Here is a 15,825-nt window from a genome sequence, read left to right as displayed (position 1 = left end):
GCTTGCGCAGGTCATGGCGATTGTCAACCGCACGCCCGACTCGTTCTACGACCGCGGGGAGACGTTCGCCATGGACGCGGCGCTGCGCCGCGCTGACGAGGTGATCGCCCACGGCGCGAGCATCGTCGACGTTGGCGGGGTCAAGGCGGGCCCGGGCACCGAGGTCAGTGCGGCCGAAGAGGCCGAGCGCGTGGTGCCGCTTATCGACGCAATCCGCACCCGCCACCCCGAAATCTCCATCTCCGTCGACACCTGGCGAGCTCGGGTCGCCGAGGAGGCAATCGCCGCCGGCGCGGACCTGATCAATGACACCTGGGCGGGATACGACCCGGAGTTGATCGAGGTCGCCGGCCACCACCGCGTCGGCTACGTTTGCTCCCACACGGGCGGGGCAACCCCGCGGACTCGGCCTTACCGTGTCCACTTCGACGACGTCGTCGGCGATGTGATCCGCGAGACCGATGCGCTGGCGCGGCGCGCGGTTGCGGCCGGTGTCCCAGAGCAGCGCGTCTTCATTGACCCGACGCACGACTTTGGCAAGAACACCTTCCACGGCCTCGAGCTCCTGCGCCACGTCGACAAGCTCGTGGCGACCGGCTGGCCGGTGCTCATGGCGCTGAGCAATAAGGACTTTGTCGGCGAGACGCTGGCGCGCCCGGTCGGGGAACGCGTCGCCGGAACCCTGGCCGCGACTGCATGGTGCGCCGCCCGGGGCGTGGCGGCGTTTCGCGTCCACGAGGTCCGCGACACCGTCGACGTCATCCGCATGACCGCGGCCATCCAGGGTCGCATGGCGCCGCTCGACACCACTCGGGGCCTGGCGTGAAATACTCGGTGGTCATCCCGGCGCTGAACGAAGAAGCGACGGTCGGCGGGGTCGTGGAGTCGTGCCTGGCCTCGCGCGCCGCAGAAGTGCTGGTGATTGACTCCGACTCCACCGACGGCACCGCAGCAGAGGCGAGGCGCGCGGGCGCTCAGGTGGTCAACTGGCGCGAGGTCGCGCCGGGGATCGAACCGCGGCCCGGCAAGGGCGAGGCCCTGTGGCGCGGGGTCAAAGCGGCGAGCGGGGACGTGGTCGTTTTCGTCGACGCCGATGTGACATCGCTCGAGCCCGGGTGGGTCGATGCGCTGGCCGCGCCGTTCGCCGACCCCGCCATCCACGTAGTCAAGGCCGCGTACCGGCGGGCGTACGGGGATGAGGCGGACGGCGGCGGGCGCGTCACCGAGTTGACCGCGAAGCCGCTTATCCGCGCGCTGTTTCCGGATCTGGCGTTTCTTCACCAGCCGCTGGCCGGGGAGTACGCGATCCGGCGCACCACGGCGCTGTCGCTGCCGTTCGTCCACGGCTACGGCGTCGAGGCCGGACTAGTTGTCGACGTCGCCGCGCGTTTCGGCGCCAGCGCGCTGACCCAGGTGCAGCTGGGCCAGCGGGTGCACCGCAACCGCCCTCTTGCGGAACTTGCCCCGATGGCCGACGTCGTCGCCGCAACCCTGCTGGGCCGCGCGCTCGGCAGAGACGTCGAGCAACGCCCGGCCTGGGTGGCGGATACTATCTAGGGCATGCTTTCCTGGATCCTTCTGATTCTCATCATCGCCATCGTCTGCACGATCGGCTTCGTCCTCTCTGCGCGGATCTTCGGACGCGGCGAGGCGCTGGATCCCATGCCCCCGACAGGTGAGACCGTTGCGCGCAACCGCCAGGCCGTTGCGGAGGGACGCTTCGGCGATGTCGAACTCGAGGTCGTGCACCGCGGCTACCGGATGGACCAGGTCGACGACCTTGTCAGCCAGCTCATTGAGCAGCGCCGTGAGAGCAGCCGCGACGACAACGGTGACCGTGAGGGGCGATCCGGAGTAGACTTGGGGCATTCCGATTTGCACTCGCCGCGTGCGGGTGACGCTACGTAGTTCTGTGCCCGCCACGGGCGCAGGGTCAGGAGGACCCATATGGCAGCCATGAAACCGAGGACCGGCAACGGGCCGATGGAAGCCGTCGAAGAGAGCCGCAAGATCGTGATGCGCATTCCGTCCGATGGCGGCGGACGCCTGGTCGTCGAGATGTCGAAGGAAGAAGCGGCCGAGCTCGGCCAGTTGTTGCGCGAGGCAGCCGAAGCCTAAGGGCTGACTCCGCCTCTCACGAGGGCAGTCGCGGTACTATCGGGACATGCTTTCCGACATCGTCGACGTCCTCGCTGATCCCATCGACCTTTCCCCGCTCCGCGGCGCCGACGACTTTGCTCGTCTCGTCTCGGAGACGGGGCATTCTTATGACGTGGCCCGCCAAGGCTACGTCACCCTGGCGGGGGGCCGGGGACTCAACCACGAGGGCGACAGCGCGGACATGGTCACCGCGCGCGAGCTGTTCCTCTCCCAAGGCCACTTCGCGCCCTTCGTCGAAACCGTCACCGAGCGCGTCGCTGACGCGGTGGAGAAATCCCACGCCGCCGAGCCCGTCGTGCTCGAGGTCGGCGCGGGCACGGGGTACTACCTCTCACACACGCTCGACAGCATCGCCGGCTCGCGCGGCGTAGGCATCGACATCTCCACCCCCGCAGCCAAGCTCCTGTCCAAGGCGCACCCCAGGATCGGCGCGGTCGTCGCTGACGTCTGGGAGGGCCTGCCGCTTCGCGACGGCACCGTCGACGCCCTGACCGTTGTTTTCGCGCCCCGCAACCCCGCAGAGTTCGCGCGCGTGCTGAGCGACAACGGCGAGGCGATCATTCTCGTCGCGGACACGGGCCACCTCGACGAGCTGCGTGCCCCGCTGGGCATCCTCGGAGTGGAGGAAGGCAAGCTGGAGCGTCTGCTGCAGACGGCGGCGGGTCACCTGGAAATGATCGGTGAGCCGGAGCTGATCGAGTTCCCGATCCGCCTCGACCGCGACTCCATCGCCGCACAGGTGGGCATGAGCCCGTCGGCGCGCCACTTGGATCCGGCGCAGCTGCGCGCCAACGTCGCGGAGCTGCCGGACTACCTCGACGTTACGGGGCGCGCCCGCCTGGTGCGCTTCACCAAAGCGTCTTAGTTTCCGCGCCTCCACTCGCTGAAGATCTCCGCGTCGCCGTGGGCGCGCACGCGGATTCCGGAGCAACCGTCGGCGGGCCAGAAGCGCGAGGATAGGGTCACGGCACCGCCACCGGCGAAGACCTCGATGGTGGAGCTGTCGACGATGATCGTCACGCTGTCCTCGTCGTCGTCGCCAAGCTCGGCGACGGCGGGGGAACCATCCAGGCGGTCGAGTGTGATCTGGTCGCCGGAGTGGGTGATGACGGCGCAGACCTCGTCTTTGGCGTCGACAAGCTCGGCGACGACCGAGGATCCGACGGGGATCTCGCACAGGCCGGTCCACATCTTGGCGCGCCTGGTCTCATCGACGGCGTCGGGCAGACCGTAGGCGGGGGTTTGGTAGAGGCGGCCGTTTTGTAGGGTGACGCGGCGCGGCAGCGACAAAACGCCGGCCCAGCCGCCGGTCTCCCAGTTCAGCTCCTTGGTCAGATCAGCGTTGCGGCCGGAGCTGCGCAGCGGGCCGTAAATGTAGGCGCGGTTGTAGCGCTCGTCGAGCTCGCTGGTGCCCTCCGTGTAGGTGGTGGCGCGGGGGCGGGAGAAGTCGTGGCCGCGGTCGATCGGCAGGGCCGGGGTGACCACCTTGAAGATGTTGTCCGTCAGCGTTCCGGTGACGTAGAAGGTCTCGTCGCCGCCCTCGCGCTCGAGGGTGAACATGAGAACGTCGTAGATAATGTCGTCTACCTGGTCGCGCAACCGGATGATGCGGGGCGCGACGAGGACATCGGTCTCCGGATCGAAGCCGGGGTTACCGTCGAACTTCAATGCTCCAATGGTCGACCACGCGGTGCCGTCCTCGGAGGTGAGCACGACGACGTCGGGGTGCTCGGTCGGCCCGGCGACGGCGAGCATGAGCCAGCCGGCAACGCCCTGATCGCGGTCATCGTTGCGCACCCAACCCGGGACTACACAGGGGGAGCGGAAGCGCGTGAAGTTTCCGGCGTCCGTGACCACGTCGCCGCGGCGCTGGAACGCGGGGTTGACCGCGAAATCCTCGTGGATGTCTGTGCACAGCTCGGTGCGGTCCTCCGCGTGCGAGATCTGGATCGAGGTGCCGGTCGCGGTCACGGACGTGAAGTACAGATCCACGCCGCCGCGCGCCGCGACGACTGCACCTGCGCGGACCTGAGTCTCACCGCCGGTGGGGACGACGGCGTCGTCGCACTCGACCCAGTCGAACGGGTTGCCCTCCGACATGGCGTGGCCCCAGCGGCTCGGGGAGTCCGGGCTCAACTTGTACTGGTGGAACAGATGCCACGTGTCCTCGGCGCCGGGGGTGGCGCCGTCGCGAAGCACGCCCGCAGCCCCCTCGAGGATGCCCTTGTCTGCGGTGAAGTGAAGTTCAGGTCTGTAAACGCTCATGTTGTTGCTAACCCTTGCTGCCTTAAATCAAGCTTTTGTAAATGTCCACGGTCTGACGCGCGATATTGTCCCACGTAAACTCGCTTCGCACCCGCTCAAGGCCTGCGCGGCCCATGCGCGCGGCGAGATCGCGGTCGGCGACGACGGAGTTCACGGCCTCTGCGATGCGATGCTCAAACGCCTCGGGGTCGGCCTCGTCGTAGTCGACGAGCACACCGGTTTCACCGTCGACGACCACCTCAGGGATACCGCCGACGCGCGAGGCGACCACGGCGGTCTCGCACGCCATCGCCTCGAGGTTGACAATGCCGAGCGGCTCGTAGATGGACGGGCAGACAAACACGTCGGCCGCGGCGTAGACGTCGCGAACCTTTTCGGCGGGCATCATGTCTTTGACCCAGAACACGCCGTCTCGCTCGGCGCTAAGCGTCTCGACGAGCTGTTCGGTCTCCGCGGCAATCTCCGGGGTGTCGGGGGCACCGGCGCACAGAATCAGCTGAATGTCTTCGTCGAATGCGCGGGCCGCCTTGAGCAGGTGGGGCACACCCTTCTGACGGGTGATGCGCCCGACGAAGGCGACGATCGGCTTTGACTGGTCGACGCCGAGCTCGGCGCACACGGCGGAGTCCCGGGACTCGTTGGGGAACCACTTCGCGGTGTCGACGCCGTTGAGAACGACGTGAACCTTGTCCGCGTCGATGCGCGGGTACGCGTTCAGGATCGCGTCCTTCATCCCGCTGGAGACTGCGATGACGGCGTCGGCGTACTCCATGGCGTTCTTTTCCGACCAGGAGGAGACGTCGTAACCGCCACCGAGCTGCTCGCGCTTCCACGGGCGATCCGGCTCGAGGGAGTGGGCGGTGGCAACGTGCGGAATATCGTGCAGCAGCCCGGTGAGGTGGCCTCCCAGCCCGGCGTACCACGTGTGGGAGTGCACCACGTCGAGGCCCGTGGCCGCGTGCGCCATGCGCAGGCCCGTGGAGAGGGTCGCGATCGAACCATTGGCGTCCGCAAGCTCCGGGTCAACGCCGTGGACGTAGACGTTGGCCTCATCTCGCGGACCGCCCATGCAATGGACATCTACCTCGGTGATCTCCCGCATGAATCGGGTCAGCTCAGCGACGTGGACGCCAGCACCGCCGTATACCTCCGGCGGGTACTCTCTGGTCATCATTCCCACTCTCATACCCGCCGAGCCTAGTAACGATTCTGAAACGCTGCACGAGTCCCCCGGGGTAGCTAGGCTGGACCAGTGTGAAGAGCCAGCCGAGAGTACTAGCCATCGTCCTCGCGGGCGGGGAGGGCAAGCGCCTGTTTCCCCTGACCGCCGACCGCGCCAAGCCGGCCGTCCCATTCGGCGGCAACTACCGCCTCATCGACTTCGTGTTGTCCAATCTGGTCAACGCCGGATACATGAGGATCGCGGTGCTGACGCAGTACAAGTCGCACTCGCTCGACCGCCACGTGGCCACGGCATGGAACCTCGCCGGGCCCACCTCGCAATACATTGCCTCGGTCCCGGCGCAGCAGCGCCGCGGTAAGCGCTGGTACAGCGGTTCGGCCGATGCGATCGTCCAGTCTCTCAACCTCATTTACGACGACATGCCGGACTATGTCCTTGTCTTCGGCGCGGACCACGTCTACCGCATGGACCCCTCGCAGATGGTGGACGACCACATCCGCTCCGGCAAGTCAGCCACGGTCGCGGGCATCCGTGTGCCGCGCTCCGAGGCCTCGGCCTTCGGCTGCATCCAGGCCGAGGACGACGGCACCGTCACCGAGTTTCTGGAGAAGCCCGCCAACCCGCCGGGCACCCCGGACGACCCGGAGACGACGTTCGCGTCGATGGGAAACTACATTTTCTCCACCGAGGCGCTCATCCAGGCGCTGCTCGAAGACGAGCAGAACCAGGATTCGGACCACGACATGGGCGGCGACATCATCCCGTACTTCGTGAATAAGGGCGACGCGAACGTCTACGACTTCTCGCGCAACGACGTCCCGGGCGCCACGGAGCGCGACAAGGGCTACTGGCGCGATGTCGGCACCATCGACTCGTTCTACGAGGCGCACATGGACCTGATTTCCTCGCACCCCGTGTTCAACCTCTACAACAAGGCGTGGCCGATCCACTCCACGGAAGATGACAACCTTCCCCCGGCGAAGTTCGTCATGGGCGGTATCGCGCAGGAATCCATCGTCGCCCCCGGCTCGATCATCTCGGGGGCAACGGTGCGCAACTCGGTGCTCTCCACCGACGTGCGCGTCGAAGAAGGCGCAACCGTCGAGGGGTCCGTGCTCATGCCAGGCGTGCGCGTGGGCAGGGGTGCGGTGGTGCGCCACGCAATCTTGGACAAGAACGTCTACGTCTCCGACGGAGAGATCATCGGCGTCGACGTGGAGCGCGACCGTGAGCGCTACACGGTGTCCGACGCCGGCGTCACCGTCGTGGGCAAGAACCAGGTGGTCTAACTAGCGGCGGGTCACGAGCGTCAGCCCGCCGTCGAGTGGCAGACGGGTGACTACTGCGCCGTCGCTCTCCGCCAGGGCGTCGGCGTCGGCCCACAGGGCGCGCGCGGCTTCGGTGTCGCGGTCGCGGCGGGTGTCGTCGGCAAGGGTGCCGTCGAGAAGCGAGTCCGCGATGACGAGCGTGCCGCCGGGGGCGAGCAGCGGCCAGGCGGCGCGCAGCAGCACCGACATGTCGACGGCCGCGACGTCCGCGTAGACGAGGTGGTACGAGCTCGGCGCGAGGCGGCTCATGACGTCGAGCGGGCGAGCGGTGAGGAAACGCGCGCGCGAGGAGGCGTACCCGGCGGTGCGGAACGCGTCGCGGGCGCCGGCCTGGTGCTCGGCCTCGGGCTCGATGCAGGTCAGGGTCGCCTTCTCAGGCAGGCCGTGCAGGATGTGCAGGCCGACGACACCGGCGGCGGGGGTCACCGCGACCGCACCGTGCGCAGGCGACCCCGCGGCTGCGAGCGCGGTGAGCAGGCTGCCGACCGCGTAACTGGGGGCGGGCAGGGCGTTTTCCTCCGCATCCAAACGGGCCTGACCGAGCCCGCGCTGGAACTCGTCGCCGTCGGAGCCGGGGGAGCGCTCGGCGATGTAGTCGTTCATGGTCGAGAAAGCAGAGCTGTTTGCGGAGTTGTTCACACCGATCATCATAGGTGGTGGGACGCGGGGAGTGCGCCGATCTCGCTTGGCGCGTGTGAGCTGTGGGGCCGACGTGGCTGACCGTTAATGGATCGTTATGAATTACCGGGCATTTACACGCCTTTTTTCTGGCCTTTGTCAGGCACGTTTGGAAAGATAGTCGGCATGTACGAAACGCGCCGTTCGGTCTCGCCCTCGCTTAGCTCGCCCTCGCTTGTCGACGGAGCCGCTGAAGGCGAAGAGCTCACCGGAACGGCGGCGTTCGACGCGGGCGAGGGGCCCATGCCCTCCTGGTCCGAGCTCGTCGCAGAGCATGCGGACAGTGTCTACCGCCTGGCCTACCGGCTCTCCGGAAACCAGCATGACGCCGAGGACCTGACCCAGGAAACGTTCATGCGGGTGTTTAGGAGCCTCAAGACGTACCAGCCTGGAACGTTCCAGGGCTGGCTGCACCGCATCACCACCAACCTGTTTCTGGACATGGTCCGGCACCGCGCGAAGATCCGCATGGAGGCGCTGCCGGAGGACTACGAGCGTGTGCCTGGCACCGACCTGACCCCGGAGCAGGTCTACACGGCGACCAACCTCGACCCGGCCCTGCAGCGCGCCCTCGACAGCCTGGGCCCCGACTTCCGCGTCGCCGTCGTGTTGTGCGACGTTGTCGGAATGAGCTACGAGGAGATCGCCGCGACGCTCGGCATCAAAATGGGCACCGTTCGCTCCCGCATCCACCGCGCCCGCACCCAGCTCCGCGCGAGCCTGGAAGCCCAGGCAGAGGCGGACTCCAGCGCGAAGGAACTCATCCGCACCCGCTAGTTTTTTCTGCTGGAACGTGCCAGCGAAACTTCGTAGACGCGTGTAAAAGTGGAGTTACAGCTTCGTTTGAGTCCAATGGACAAGGAGGTGTGTTGAACATGGGGATGCGATTTCCGGATCACCTTCCCGGAAAGAAAAGCTCTGTCGAGTCTGGACATTTCCGCTCAACTGATCATCTCAGCACCGAGGCCGTTGCGGCCTACGTGGACGGGGAATTGTCGGACACGGCGGCGCACCGCGCCCGCGTCCACGTTGTCGCCTGCGATGAGTGTCGCCGCGAGGTAGTCGCCCAGCGCCAGGCAGCCGATCGTCTGCGCAGCTCCCGCGCAGACTCGTCCTTGCGCGCACCCGGATCCCTCGTGGAGCGGCTCAACCGGGTCCAGGACGAGTGCGCCGACAACGCGAACGCGTCTTCCACCGGAGCGCAGAGCCGCGGTGCGGAGATTGTGGGGGAGGTCGTCGACGCGGTCGGGGCCACGCTGCGCTCGATTACGCGGCGCAGGTAAGGTACAAGGCGTGTTCTCCAGCATCGGGTGGGGCGAAATATTCTTCGTCCTCATAATCGGCCTCATCGTCATCGGCCCAGAACGCCTGCCCGGAGTTGTCCAAGATGTGCGCGCCGCGATCTACGCCGCGCGAAAGGCGATCAACAACGCGAAAAAGGAGCTCGAGTCCGAAACCGGCTTCGAGGAGTTTGAGCAGTTCCGCAAACCCTTAAACACGGTGACCGAGTATGCCGCCATGGGGCCGCGGCGGGCTGTGGCGAAGGTGCTCTTCGACGACCCCGCGTCCGATTTCGACGGGCCGGACAGCCCCGATCCGCGTCAGCGGCTCGACGAGACGCCGCGCAACCAGGGCGGAAGCACCCGCCTGTCGCGCCCGGCGTCACCGCCGCAGCCCGAGCCGCCGCAGTCTGAACCGCGGCAGCGACCCGGCTTCTCCTGGGAGGACGTCCTCTAACCGCTACGGGCGGTTAACGCCCAGGTTGAGACTCTTGCCCGCCAGGGAGTCGCGCCGGACCTTCAGCTTGTTCGCGATCTCGTGCAGCGCCGCCGCGGCGGGGGAGGACGGGTCAGAGACGACGACTGGGGTGCCGTCGTCGCCGTGCTCGCGCAGCGCCGGGTCGAGGGGCACCGAGCCGATGAGCGCGACCTCGTTGTCCGTGAGCGCGGTAAGGCGCTCAGCGACACGCTGTCCGCCGCCCTCGCCGAAGATGTTCATCACGGTCCCGTCGGGCATGACCATGCCCGCCATGTTCTCCACCACGCCCGCGATGCGCTGACCGGTTTGCTGGGAAATGGTTCCGGCGCGCTCAGCCACCTCTGCGGCGGCGGCCTGCGGGGTGGTCACGATAATCAGCTCAGCGTTCGGGATGAGCTGCGCCACGGTAATCGCCACGTCACCGGTTCCCGGGGGCAGGTCGAGGAAGAGGACGTCGAGGTCGCCCCAGTAGACGTCGGAAAGGAACTGCTGGATCGCGCGGGTGAGCATGGGGCCGCGCCACACCACCGGTGCGTTGCCCTCGATGAATTGGCCGACCGAGATGTGGCGGACGTTGTGGGCAATCGGGGGCATGATCATGTCATCGACCACGGTGGGGCTCTGGTCAGTCGAACCCATCAACCCAGGAACGGAGTGGCCGTAAATGTCGGCGTCGAGAATGCCCACCGTCAGACCCTGGCTGGCAAGCGCGGTGGCCAAATTGACCGTGACAGAGGACTTGCCCACTCCGCCTTTGCCGGAGGCGACGGCGAAGACGCGCGTCGTCGAGGACGGGTCAGCGAACGGGATCTGGGGGGTGGTCTGCTCACCGCGCAAACGATCGCGCAGGGCGCGGCGTTGCTCGTCGCTCATAGTGTGCAGCGTCACCTCAACGGTGCCTACCCCGTCGAGCTCAGCGAGCACGGCCCGGACATTGTCCTGGATGGTGTCGCGCATGGGGCAGCCGGCGATGGTGAGAAACACCCCAACCGCGACATCGCGGCCGGTGATGGTGACGGATTCGATCATGCCCAGCTCAGTGAGAGGTTTGCCGATTTCCGGGTCCTCGACGCGGCTGAGGGCCTGCATGACGATGTCGTGGGAGAGCGAAGTTGTGTCAGTCATTTGGGCCCAAGTATAGGCCCGATCCACCCGCAACAGTCCAGGCGCCGTGCTTCGCCCCTGGGGCCGCGCAAACGGCTACCGTGGTTGGGGTTATGCACTTCAGCCGAAAGGACAGCTTCACCATGACCACGCCGTCACGAGCCACCTCGCCCCGGATGGACAACCCGCTGGCGCGCCAGCGCCCCACCGGTTGGCCAGTGGGCAGCTTTGACACGTACGCGAACGCCCAGCGCGCCGTGGACACCCTCGCGGACAACGAATTTCCGGTAGAGCACCTCACCATCGTCGGTGTCGACCTCATGCAGGTGGAAAACGTCACCGGCCGCCTGACCTGGCCGCGCGTCCTCGGCGGCGGGCTGTTCTCTGGCGCGTGGATGGGTCTGTTCATCGGCTTGATCTTCGCCCTGTTCGCAACGCCGGGCGCCGGGTGGACAGTCATTCTGACCTCCCTGATCATCGGTGCGATCTTCGGCCTGATCTTCGCCGCCGCCAGCTACGCACTGACCGGCGGGAAGCGCGACTTTGCGTCCGCGACCACGATCGTCGCCGGGCGCTACGACGTGCTGTGCGATCCGGCGACGGCCACCCGCGCCCGCGACGCCATCGCGCAGATGGACTTCGACTCCACGCCTGCCAACACCGAGCGCACCCCGCGCTACAACGAGGACCAGCGCGACAACTAGGATCAGTCGCGTGACACGCCAGGCAGAAACCACCCAGACCCGCCCCCACTCGATCGGGCGTACGTTGCTGATCGCCCTCGCCGCCGCAGGGGTGTGGGGGACGAGCGCCTGTGTGCCCGAGCCCGCGCCGCAGGAAACCGCGGCGGATCAGAAGCGAGCCGTCGAGATCGGTGTCGACGCGGATTCCGCCGAGCAGCGCGTGTTGGGGGAGATCTACCAGCAGGTGCTCATCGCCATCGGACGTGATTCGCACGTCACCGCCATCGATCTGGGGGAGGACGACAGCGCACTCGACGCCCTGCGGACAGCGGGTGTCGAATTCGCGATCACCTGCACCGGCTCACTGCTGGCGCAGCTCGACCCCGCTGCAGCACGTCAGCTTGAGCGCGCGTTCGCTGACGTTGAAAGCATCGCGGCCAGCACCGAAGCCTCCGAGGACACCTACGATGCAACAGTGGGCGCGCTGCCCGGGACCGTGATGACGGTGGACCCGTCCCCGGCGCAGGGCTGCGCAGCTTTCGCCGCGGACGATGCCGTGCTGCCGGAGAACATCATCCCCGTCTTTACCAAGACCACCTTCTCGCGCAGCGAGGTGCAGCGGATTAACTTCATCACCCGCGTGCTGAGCACCGAGGATGTCGCGGAGATGGCGCAGGAGGCCGAAAGCGGTGAGCCGCTCGACGTCGTCGTGGCCGACTGGCTGTTGGAATACGCCTCCATCGACCCGAACGTCAGCGTCGATGGCGACGCCGAGGTCACGCAGGAACAGCCGCCTGTCTAACTCAACGACGAAAGGGCCGGCCTCCGCTTGGGGGCCGGCCCTTTACCGTTCCTGGGCTAGTCGGCGAAGGCTTCGTCGATAAGCTGCTTCTCTTCCATCTGGTGCACCTTTGCCACACCGGTGGCCGTGGTGGACTGGGACCGGCGGCTGACGCGAACCATCTCCGGCATCTCCGGGATCAGGTTGCGCAGGTGTTCGTTGTAGAACGGCCATGCGCCCTGGTTGGCCGGCTCGTCCTGCACCCACCGGATCTGCTCGGCGTTCGGGTAGTTGGCGAACGCGTCGCGCAGGCGGTTGAACGGAATCGGGTGCAGCATCTCCACGCGGATGATCGCGACGTCGTCACGCTTGTCTTCCTCGCGGCGCTTGGCCAGCTCCCAGTAGATCTTGCCGGAGCACAGCATGATCGTCGTGACCTTGGAGTGATCCGCACCGGAGATCTTCTTGTTGCCGCGCTCGACGAAGTTCGGGTCGTCGATGACGGACTGGAAGCGGTTGACCTCGGTGAAGTCGGACACCTGGGACACGGCCGCCTTGTTGCGCAGCATGGACTTCGGGGTGAAGACGATCAGCGGACGCTTCATCTTGCCCAGAGCCTGGCGGCGCAGCAAGTGGAAGTGGTTGGCAGGCGTCGACGGCTGGGCAATCGTCATCGAGCCTTCAGCGACGAGCTGGAGGTAGCGCTCGATGCGGGCGGAGGAGTGGTCCGGGCCCTGGCCCTCGTAGCCGTGCGGCAGCAGCGCGATCAGGGAGGACAGCTCGCCCCACTTGGTCTCGCTGGAGGAGATGTATTCGTCGATGATCGTCTGCGCGCCGTTGGCGAAGTCACCGAACTGCGCCTCCCAGGCCACCACAGCGTCGGGGTTGCCCACCGTGTAGCCGTACTCGAAGCCCATGCCGGCGTACTCAGTCAACGCCGAGTTGTACACCTGGAAACGGCCCTCGTTTCCGGCCTCGATCGCGTTGTTGTCGAGCGGGTTGAAGCTCTCACCCGTCTCCGGGTTGTAGAGCACGGCGTGGCGCTGCGTGAACGTGCCGCGCTGGGAGTCCTCGCCGGTGAGGCGGACGAACTTGCCTTCCTCGGCGAGAGAACCGAACGCGAGCAGCTCGCCCCAGCCCCAGTCGATGTCGCCCTCGGTCAGCGACGAACCGCGCTTGCTCAGCACGGACTTCAGGCGCTTGTTCGGCGTGAACTCCTCCGGCAACTCGGCGTAGGCGGCGGCGAGACGCTTGACCGTGTCCTCGCTGATGTTGGTGTCCAGGTTGCGGGTGAGCTCCTGGGCCTCGGTGATGCCGGTCTGCTCGCTCGGCTTGCCCTCGGTGGACTTGACGTCGGAGAAGACCGCGTCGAGCTGGTCGTGGAAGTCCTGCGCGGCGATTTCCGCCTCGTCCTCGTTGATGTCGCCGCGTCCGATGAGGTCGTTGGTGTAGCGGGTGCGCACCGACGGGTGGGACTGGATCTGCTCGTACATGAGCGGCTGGGTCACGGTCGGGTCGTCGGCCTCGTTGTGCCCGCGCAGGCGGTAGCAGATGAGGTCGATGAAGACATCCTTGCCAAACTCGCGGCGGTACTCCGTGGCGAGCTGGGCGACCCAGGCGGCAGCCTCGGGGTCGTCGCCGTTGACGTGGAACACCGGGCAGTCGAAGCCCTTGGCCAGGTCGGTGGCGTAGTAGGTGGAACGCCCGGCATCCGGGGTGGTGGTGAAGCCAATCTGGTTGTTCACCACGATGTGGACCGTGCCGCCCACGGAGTAGGCGCCGAGGTTGGAGATGTTGAGGGTCTCCTGCACCACACCGAGTCCGGCGAAGGACGCGTCGCCGTGGAGCATCAGGGGCACGACCGGGTGGTCGGTGCGCCCCTCGGTCTGCTTGAGATTGTCGGCCTTGGCGCGCGCCATGCCGACCAGGACCGGGTCCACGGCCTCAAGGTGGGACGGGTTGGCGGCCAGGGAGATCTTGATCTCGCCGTCGCCGAACATCTGGATGTGCTCGCCCTCGAAGCCGAGGTGGTACTTCACATCGCCGGAGCCGCCCTGCTGAGCGGACTGCATGTTGCCCTCGAACTCGTTGAAGATCGTGGCGACAGGCTTGCCCACAATGTTGAACAGCACGTTCAGGCGGCCGCGGTGGGGCATGCCAATAACGACTTCCTCCAGGCCCTGACCCGCGGCTGTGTCGATCACGGCGTCCATCAGCGGGATGAGGGTCTCGGCGCCCTCGAGGGAGAAGCGCTTCTGGCCGAGGTACTTGGTCTGCAGGAAGTTCTCGAAGGCCTCAGCGGCGTTGAGCTTCTGCAGGATGTACTTCTGCTCCGCGTTGGTCGGCTTCGGCATGCCGGCCTCCATGCGGTCGCGCAGCCACTCGCGCTCGTCACGGTCGAGGATGTGCGTGAACTCGGCGCCGACGTGGAGGGTGTAGGCGGTGCGCAGGCGGGACATGACCTCGCGCAGGGTCATGGTCTCCTTGCCGCCGAAACCGCCGACGTGGAAGGTGCGGTCGAGGTCCCACAGGGTCAGGCCGTGGGTCTCCATGAGCAGGTCGGTTGTGTCCGGCTTCGGCAGGCCCGGCTGCACCCAGCGCAGCGGGTTGGTGTCCGCGATCAGGTGACCGCGGGAGCGGTACGCCTGAATGAGCTGCATGACGCGGGTGTCCTTGTTGATACCGGAGTTCGGCACGTCCTGGGACCAGCGCAGCGGGGCGTAGGGGATCTCCATGGCGGTGAAGACTTCGTCCCAGAAGGAGTCGTCGATAAGCAACTGCGAAATGTCGCGCAGGAACTCGCCGGACTCCGCACCCTGGATGATGCGGTGGTCGTAAGTGGAGGTCAAGGTGACGAGCTTGCCCACGCCCAGCTCGGCGAGGCGGTCCTCGGACGCGCCGGCGAACTCCGCAGGGTAGTCCATCGCGCCGACACCGATGATCGTTCCCTGGCCCTTGGTCAGGCGGGGGATCGAGTGGCGGGTGCCGATGCCGCCCGGGTTGGTCAGCTGGATCGTGACACCCTTGTAGTCGGCCACGGTCAGCTCGCCCACGCGGGCGCGCTCGACGATGTCCTCGTAGGCGTCGACAAACTCGTTGAAGCTCAGGCGCTCGCACTCCTTGATGGCCGCGACGACCAGGGAGCGGGTGCCGTCCTTCTGGGGCAGGTCGATGGCCAGACCGAGGTTGATGTGCTCCGGCTGGACCGCGAAGGCCTTCTTCCCGTCCTCGCGGTAGCTCTTGTTCATGTCCGGGTGCAGCTTGGTGGCCTGGACAATTGCGTAGCCGATGATGTGCGTAAAGGAGATCTTGCCGCCGCGGGTGCGCTTGAGGTGGTCGTTAATGAGCGAGCGGTTCTCGAACATGAGCTTGACCGGCATGTCGCGGACCGTGGTTGCGGTCGGCACGCTCAGCGACTCGTTCATGTTCTTCGCAATGGCCTTAAAAGCGCCCTTGAGCTGAACCTCGCCGGGCTCCATGGTGACGGAGTCGAGCTTGTCCAGCGGGGAGACCTTGGGCTTGGACAGGGGCTTAATCGACTTCTGCGTTGCAGCCTTCGCGGCCTGGTCCACCGTCGTCTGGCGGCCGTCCTGGCTCGGGGCAGCGGTGGTGGAAGCCAGCTTCGGGTCCGTCTTCGCACCCGACGCACCGGTGTCAGCCTTGGCGGGGGAAATAGTGGCGGTGCCCTGTGCAGTACCGGGGGAACCCTGCTTGTCAAACAACTCGCGCCATTCCTGGCTCACGGAGTTGGGGTCCTCCTTGTATTGCTGGAACATGTCGTCTACCAGCCAATCGTTCTGGCCGAAAGTGTTGTCACTGTTCACGACAAGTACTCGCCTCTCTTCTTTGCTAATAGGCTTCAACTTATTATCGACTCTAATTGCG

At 66.4% G+C, this 15,825-nt stretch carries 16 protein-coding genes; 11 read left to right on the top strand and 5 right to left on the bottom strand.

What is annotated here, in order from left to right; genetic code table 11:
* The first annotated feature begins 13 nt into the window (after positions 1-13).
* The 5 genes from folP to VVR41_RS08700 are packed head-to-tail and all read left to right on the top strand — an operon-like array spanning position 14 to position 3,025.
* Positions 14-826, top strand: coding sequence for a dihydropteroate synthase (gene folP / locus VVR41_RS08720; protein ID WP_368524449.1), 813 nt, complete (start codon positions 14-16; stop codon positions 824-826).
* Positions 823-1,557 carry a glucosyl-3-phosphoglycerate synthase gene (locus VVR41_RS08715; RefSeq protein WP_368524428.1) on the top strand — a complete coding sequence of 245 codons (735 nt, stop codon included), beginning with the start codon at positions 823-825 and terminating at the stop codon, positions 1,555-1,557. Before folP ends, VVR41_RS08715 begins: the two co-directional genes overlap by 4 nt.
* Before the next feature lie 3 nt (positions 1,558-1,560).
* Complete coding sequence (locus VVR41_RS08710) at positions 1,561-1,908, top strand: cell division protein DivIVA (RefSeq protein WP_368524427.1); 348 nt, start codon at positions 1,561-1,563, stop codon at positions 1,906-1,908.
* Positions 1,909-1,947: 39 nt separating this feature from the next.
* Positions 1,948-2,118, top strand: a complete 171-nt coding sequence (locus VVR41_RS08705) for a DUF3117 domain-containing protein (protein ID WP_321101166.1) — start codon at positions 1,948-1,950, stop codon at positions 2,116-2,118.
* A 46-nt stretch (positions 2,119-2,164) separates the two neighbouring features.
* The gene (locus VVR41_RS08700; RefSeq protein ID WP_368524426.1) at positions 2,165-3,025 is read left to right on the top strand and encodes a methyltransferase domain-containing protein; all 861 of its coding nucleotides are present in this window, start codon (positions 2,165-2,167) and stop codon (positions 3,023-3,025) included.
* Here the strand turns inward: VVR41_RS08700 and VVR41_RS08695 are convergent.
* Complete coding sequence (locus VVR41_RS08695; protein ID WP_368524425.1) at positions 3,022-4,425, bottom strand: GH32 C-terminal domain-containing protein; 1,404 nt, start codon at positions 4,423-4,425, stop codon at positions 3,022-3,024. The two genes, VVR41_RS08700 and VVR41_RS08695, sit on opposite strands and share 4 nt — an antisense overlap.
* Before the next feature lie 22 nt (positions 4,426-4,447).
* Positions 4,448-5,611 carry a glycogen synthase gene (gene glgA / locus VVR41_RS08690; protein ID WP_368524424.1) on the bottom strand — a complete coding sequence of 388 codons (1,164 nt, stop codon included), beginning with the start codon at positions 5,609-5,611 and terminating at the stop codon, positions 4,448-4,450.
* 68 nt (positions 5,612-5,679) lie between these two features.
* On the opposite strand from glgA, the gene glgC reads away from it, so the two are divergent.
* Positions 5,680-6,897, top strand: a complete 1,218-nt coding sequence (glgC, locus tag VVR41_RS08685) for a glucose-1-phosphate adenylyltransferase (RefSeq protein WP_321101159.1) — start codon at positions 5,680-5,682, stop codon at positions 6,895-6,897.
* Here the strand turns inward: glgC and VVR41_RS08680 are convergent, their stop codons facing one another.
* Complete coding sequence (locus tag VVR41_RS08680; protein ID WP_409338302.1) at positions 6,898-7,584, bottom strand: O-methyltransferase; 687 nt, start codon at positions 7,582-7,584, stop codon at positions 6,898-6,900. It abuts the gene before it with no gap.
* A 156-nt stretch (positions 7,585-7,740) separates the two neighbouring features.
* On the opposite strand from VVR41_RS08680, the gene sigE reads away from it, so the two are divergent.
* The 3 genes from sigE (at position 7,741) to tatB (ending at position 9,351) form a co-directional block, all read left to right on the top strand.
* Positions 7,741-8,391, top strand: a complete 651-nt coding sequence (sigE, locus tag VVR41_RS08675) for an RNA polymerase sigma factor SigE (protein ID WP_368524423.1) — start codon at positions 7,741-7,743, stop codon at positions 8,389-8,391.
* Between the two features lie 98 nt (positions 8,392-8,489).
* Positions 8,490-8,897 carry an anti-sigma factor gene (locus VVR41_RS08670; RefSeq protein WP_368524422.1) on the top strand — a complete coding sequence of 136 codons (408 nt, stop codon included), beginning with the start codon at positions 8,490-8,492 and terminating at the stop codon, positions 8,895-8,897.
* Between the two features lie 10 nt (positions 8,898-8,907).
* Positions 8,908-9,351 (top strand): Sec-independent protein translocase protein TatB, encoded by a 444-nt coding sequence (gene tatB / locus VVR41_RS08665; protein WP_368524421.1) that lies wholly within the window; start codon positions 8,908-8,910, stop codon positions 9,349-9,351.
* 3 nt (positions 9,352-9,354) lie between these two features.
* Here tatB and VVR41_RS08660 read toward each other — a convergent pair whose 3' ends face one another.
* A complete protein-coding gene (locus tag VVR41_RS08660; protein ID WP_321101150.1) occupies positions 9,355-10,497 on the bottom strand; it encodes an Mrp/NBP35 family ATP-binding protein in 1,143 nt (380 codons plus the stop codon).
* Between the two features lie 122 nt (positions 10,498-10,619).
* On the opposite strand from VVR41_RS08660, the gene VVR41_RS08655 reads away from it, so the two are divergent.
* Positions 10,620-11,180, top strand: coding sequence for a general stress protein (locus tag VVR41_RS08655; RefSeq protein WP_368524420.1), 561 nt, complete (start codon positions 10,620-10,622; stop codon positions 11,178-11,180).
* A 10-nt stretch (positions 11,181-11,190) separates the two neighbouring features.
* On the top strand, positions 11,191-11,961 hold the full coding sequence (locus VVR41_RS08650) for a hypothetical protein (protein WP_368524419.1): 771 nt from the start codon (positions 11,191-11,193) through the stop codon (positions 11,959-11,961).
* Positions 11,962-12,017: 56 nt separating this feature from the next.
* Here VVR41_RS08650 and VVR41_RS08645 read toward each other — a convergent pair whose 3' ends face one another.
* Positions 12,018-15,764 (bottom strand): multifunctional oxoglutarate decarboxylase/oxoglutarate dehydrogenase thiamine pyrophosphate-binding subunit/dihydrolipoyllysine-residue succinyltransferase subunit, encoded by a 3,747-nt coding sequence (locus VVR41_RS08645; RefSeq protein WP_368524418.1) that lies wholly within the window; start codon positions 15,762-15,764, stop codon positions 12,018-12,020.
* Positions 15,765-15,825: the final 61 nt, after the last annotated feature.

It is taken from the genome of Corynebacterium sp. LK2510 (genome assembly GCF_040946405.1).
In the GTDB taxonomy this organism is placed as follows: domain Bacteria; phylum Actinomycetota; class Actinomycetes; order Mycobacteriales; family Mycobacteriaceae; genus Corynebacterium.
This window is presented reverse-complemented; position numbering and strand designations above follow the sequence as displayed.

Excerpts from the sequence above, each read along its gene's own strand:
- VVR41_RS08710 (WP_368524427.1), top strand. The coding sequence starts at position 1,561 with ATGCTTTCCTGGATCCTTCTGATTCTCATCATCGCCATCGTCTGCACG.
- VVR41_RS08680 (WP_409338302.1), bottom strand. The coding sequence starts at position 7,584 with ATGATCGGTGTGAACAACTCCGCAAACAGCTCTGCTTTCTCGACCATG.
- folP (WP_368524449.1), top strand. The coding sequence starts at position 14 with ATGGCGATTGTCAACCGCACGCCCGACTCGTTCTACGACCGCGGGGAG.
- sigE (WP_368524423.1), top strand. The coding sequence starts at position 7,741 with ATGTACGAAACGCGCCGTTCGGTCTCGCCCTCGCTTAGCTCGCCCTCG.
- glgA (WP_368524424.1), bottom strand. The coding sequence starts at position 5,611 with ATGAGAGTGGGAATGATGACCAGAGAGTACCCGCCGGAGGTATACGGC.
- VVR41_RS08705 (WP_321101166.1), top strand. The coding sequence starts at position 1,948 with ATGGCAGCCATGAAACCGAGGACCGGCAACGGGCCGATGGAAGCCGTC.
- VVR41_RS08695 (WP_368524425.1), bottom strand. The coding sequence starts at position 4,425 with ATGAGCGTTTACAGACCTGAACTTCACTTCACCGCAGACAAGGGCATC.
- VVR41_RS08655 (WP_368524420.1), top strand. The coding sequence starts at position 10,620 with ATGACCACGCCGTCACGAGCCACCTCGCCCCGGATGGACAACCCGCTG.
- VVR41_RS08670 (WP_368524422.1), top strand. The coding sequence starts at position 8,490 with ATGGGGATGCGATTTCCGGATCACCTTCCCGGAAAGAAAAGCTCTGTC.
- VVR41_RS08700 (WP_368524426.1), top strand. The coding sequence starts at position 2,165 with ATGCTTTCCGACATCGTCGACGTCCTCGCTGATCCCATCGACCTTTCC.
- VVR41_RS08660 (WP_321101150.1), bottom strand. The coding sequence starts at position 10,497 with ATGACTGACACAACTTCGCTCTCCCACGACATCGTCATGCAGGCCCTC.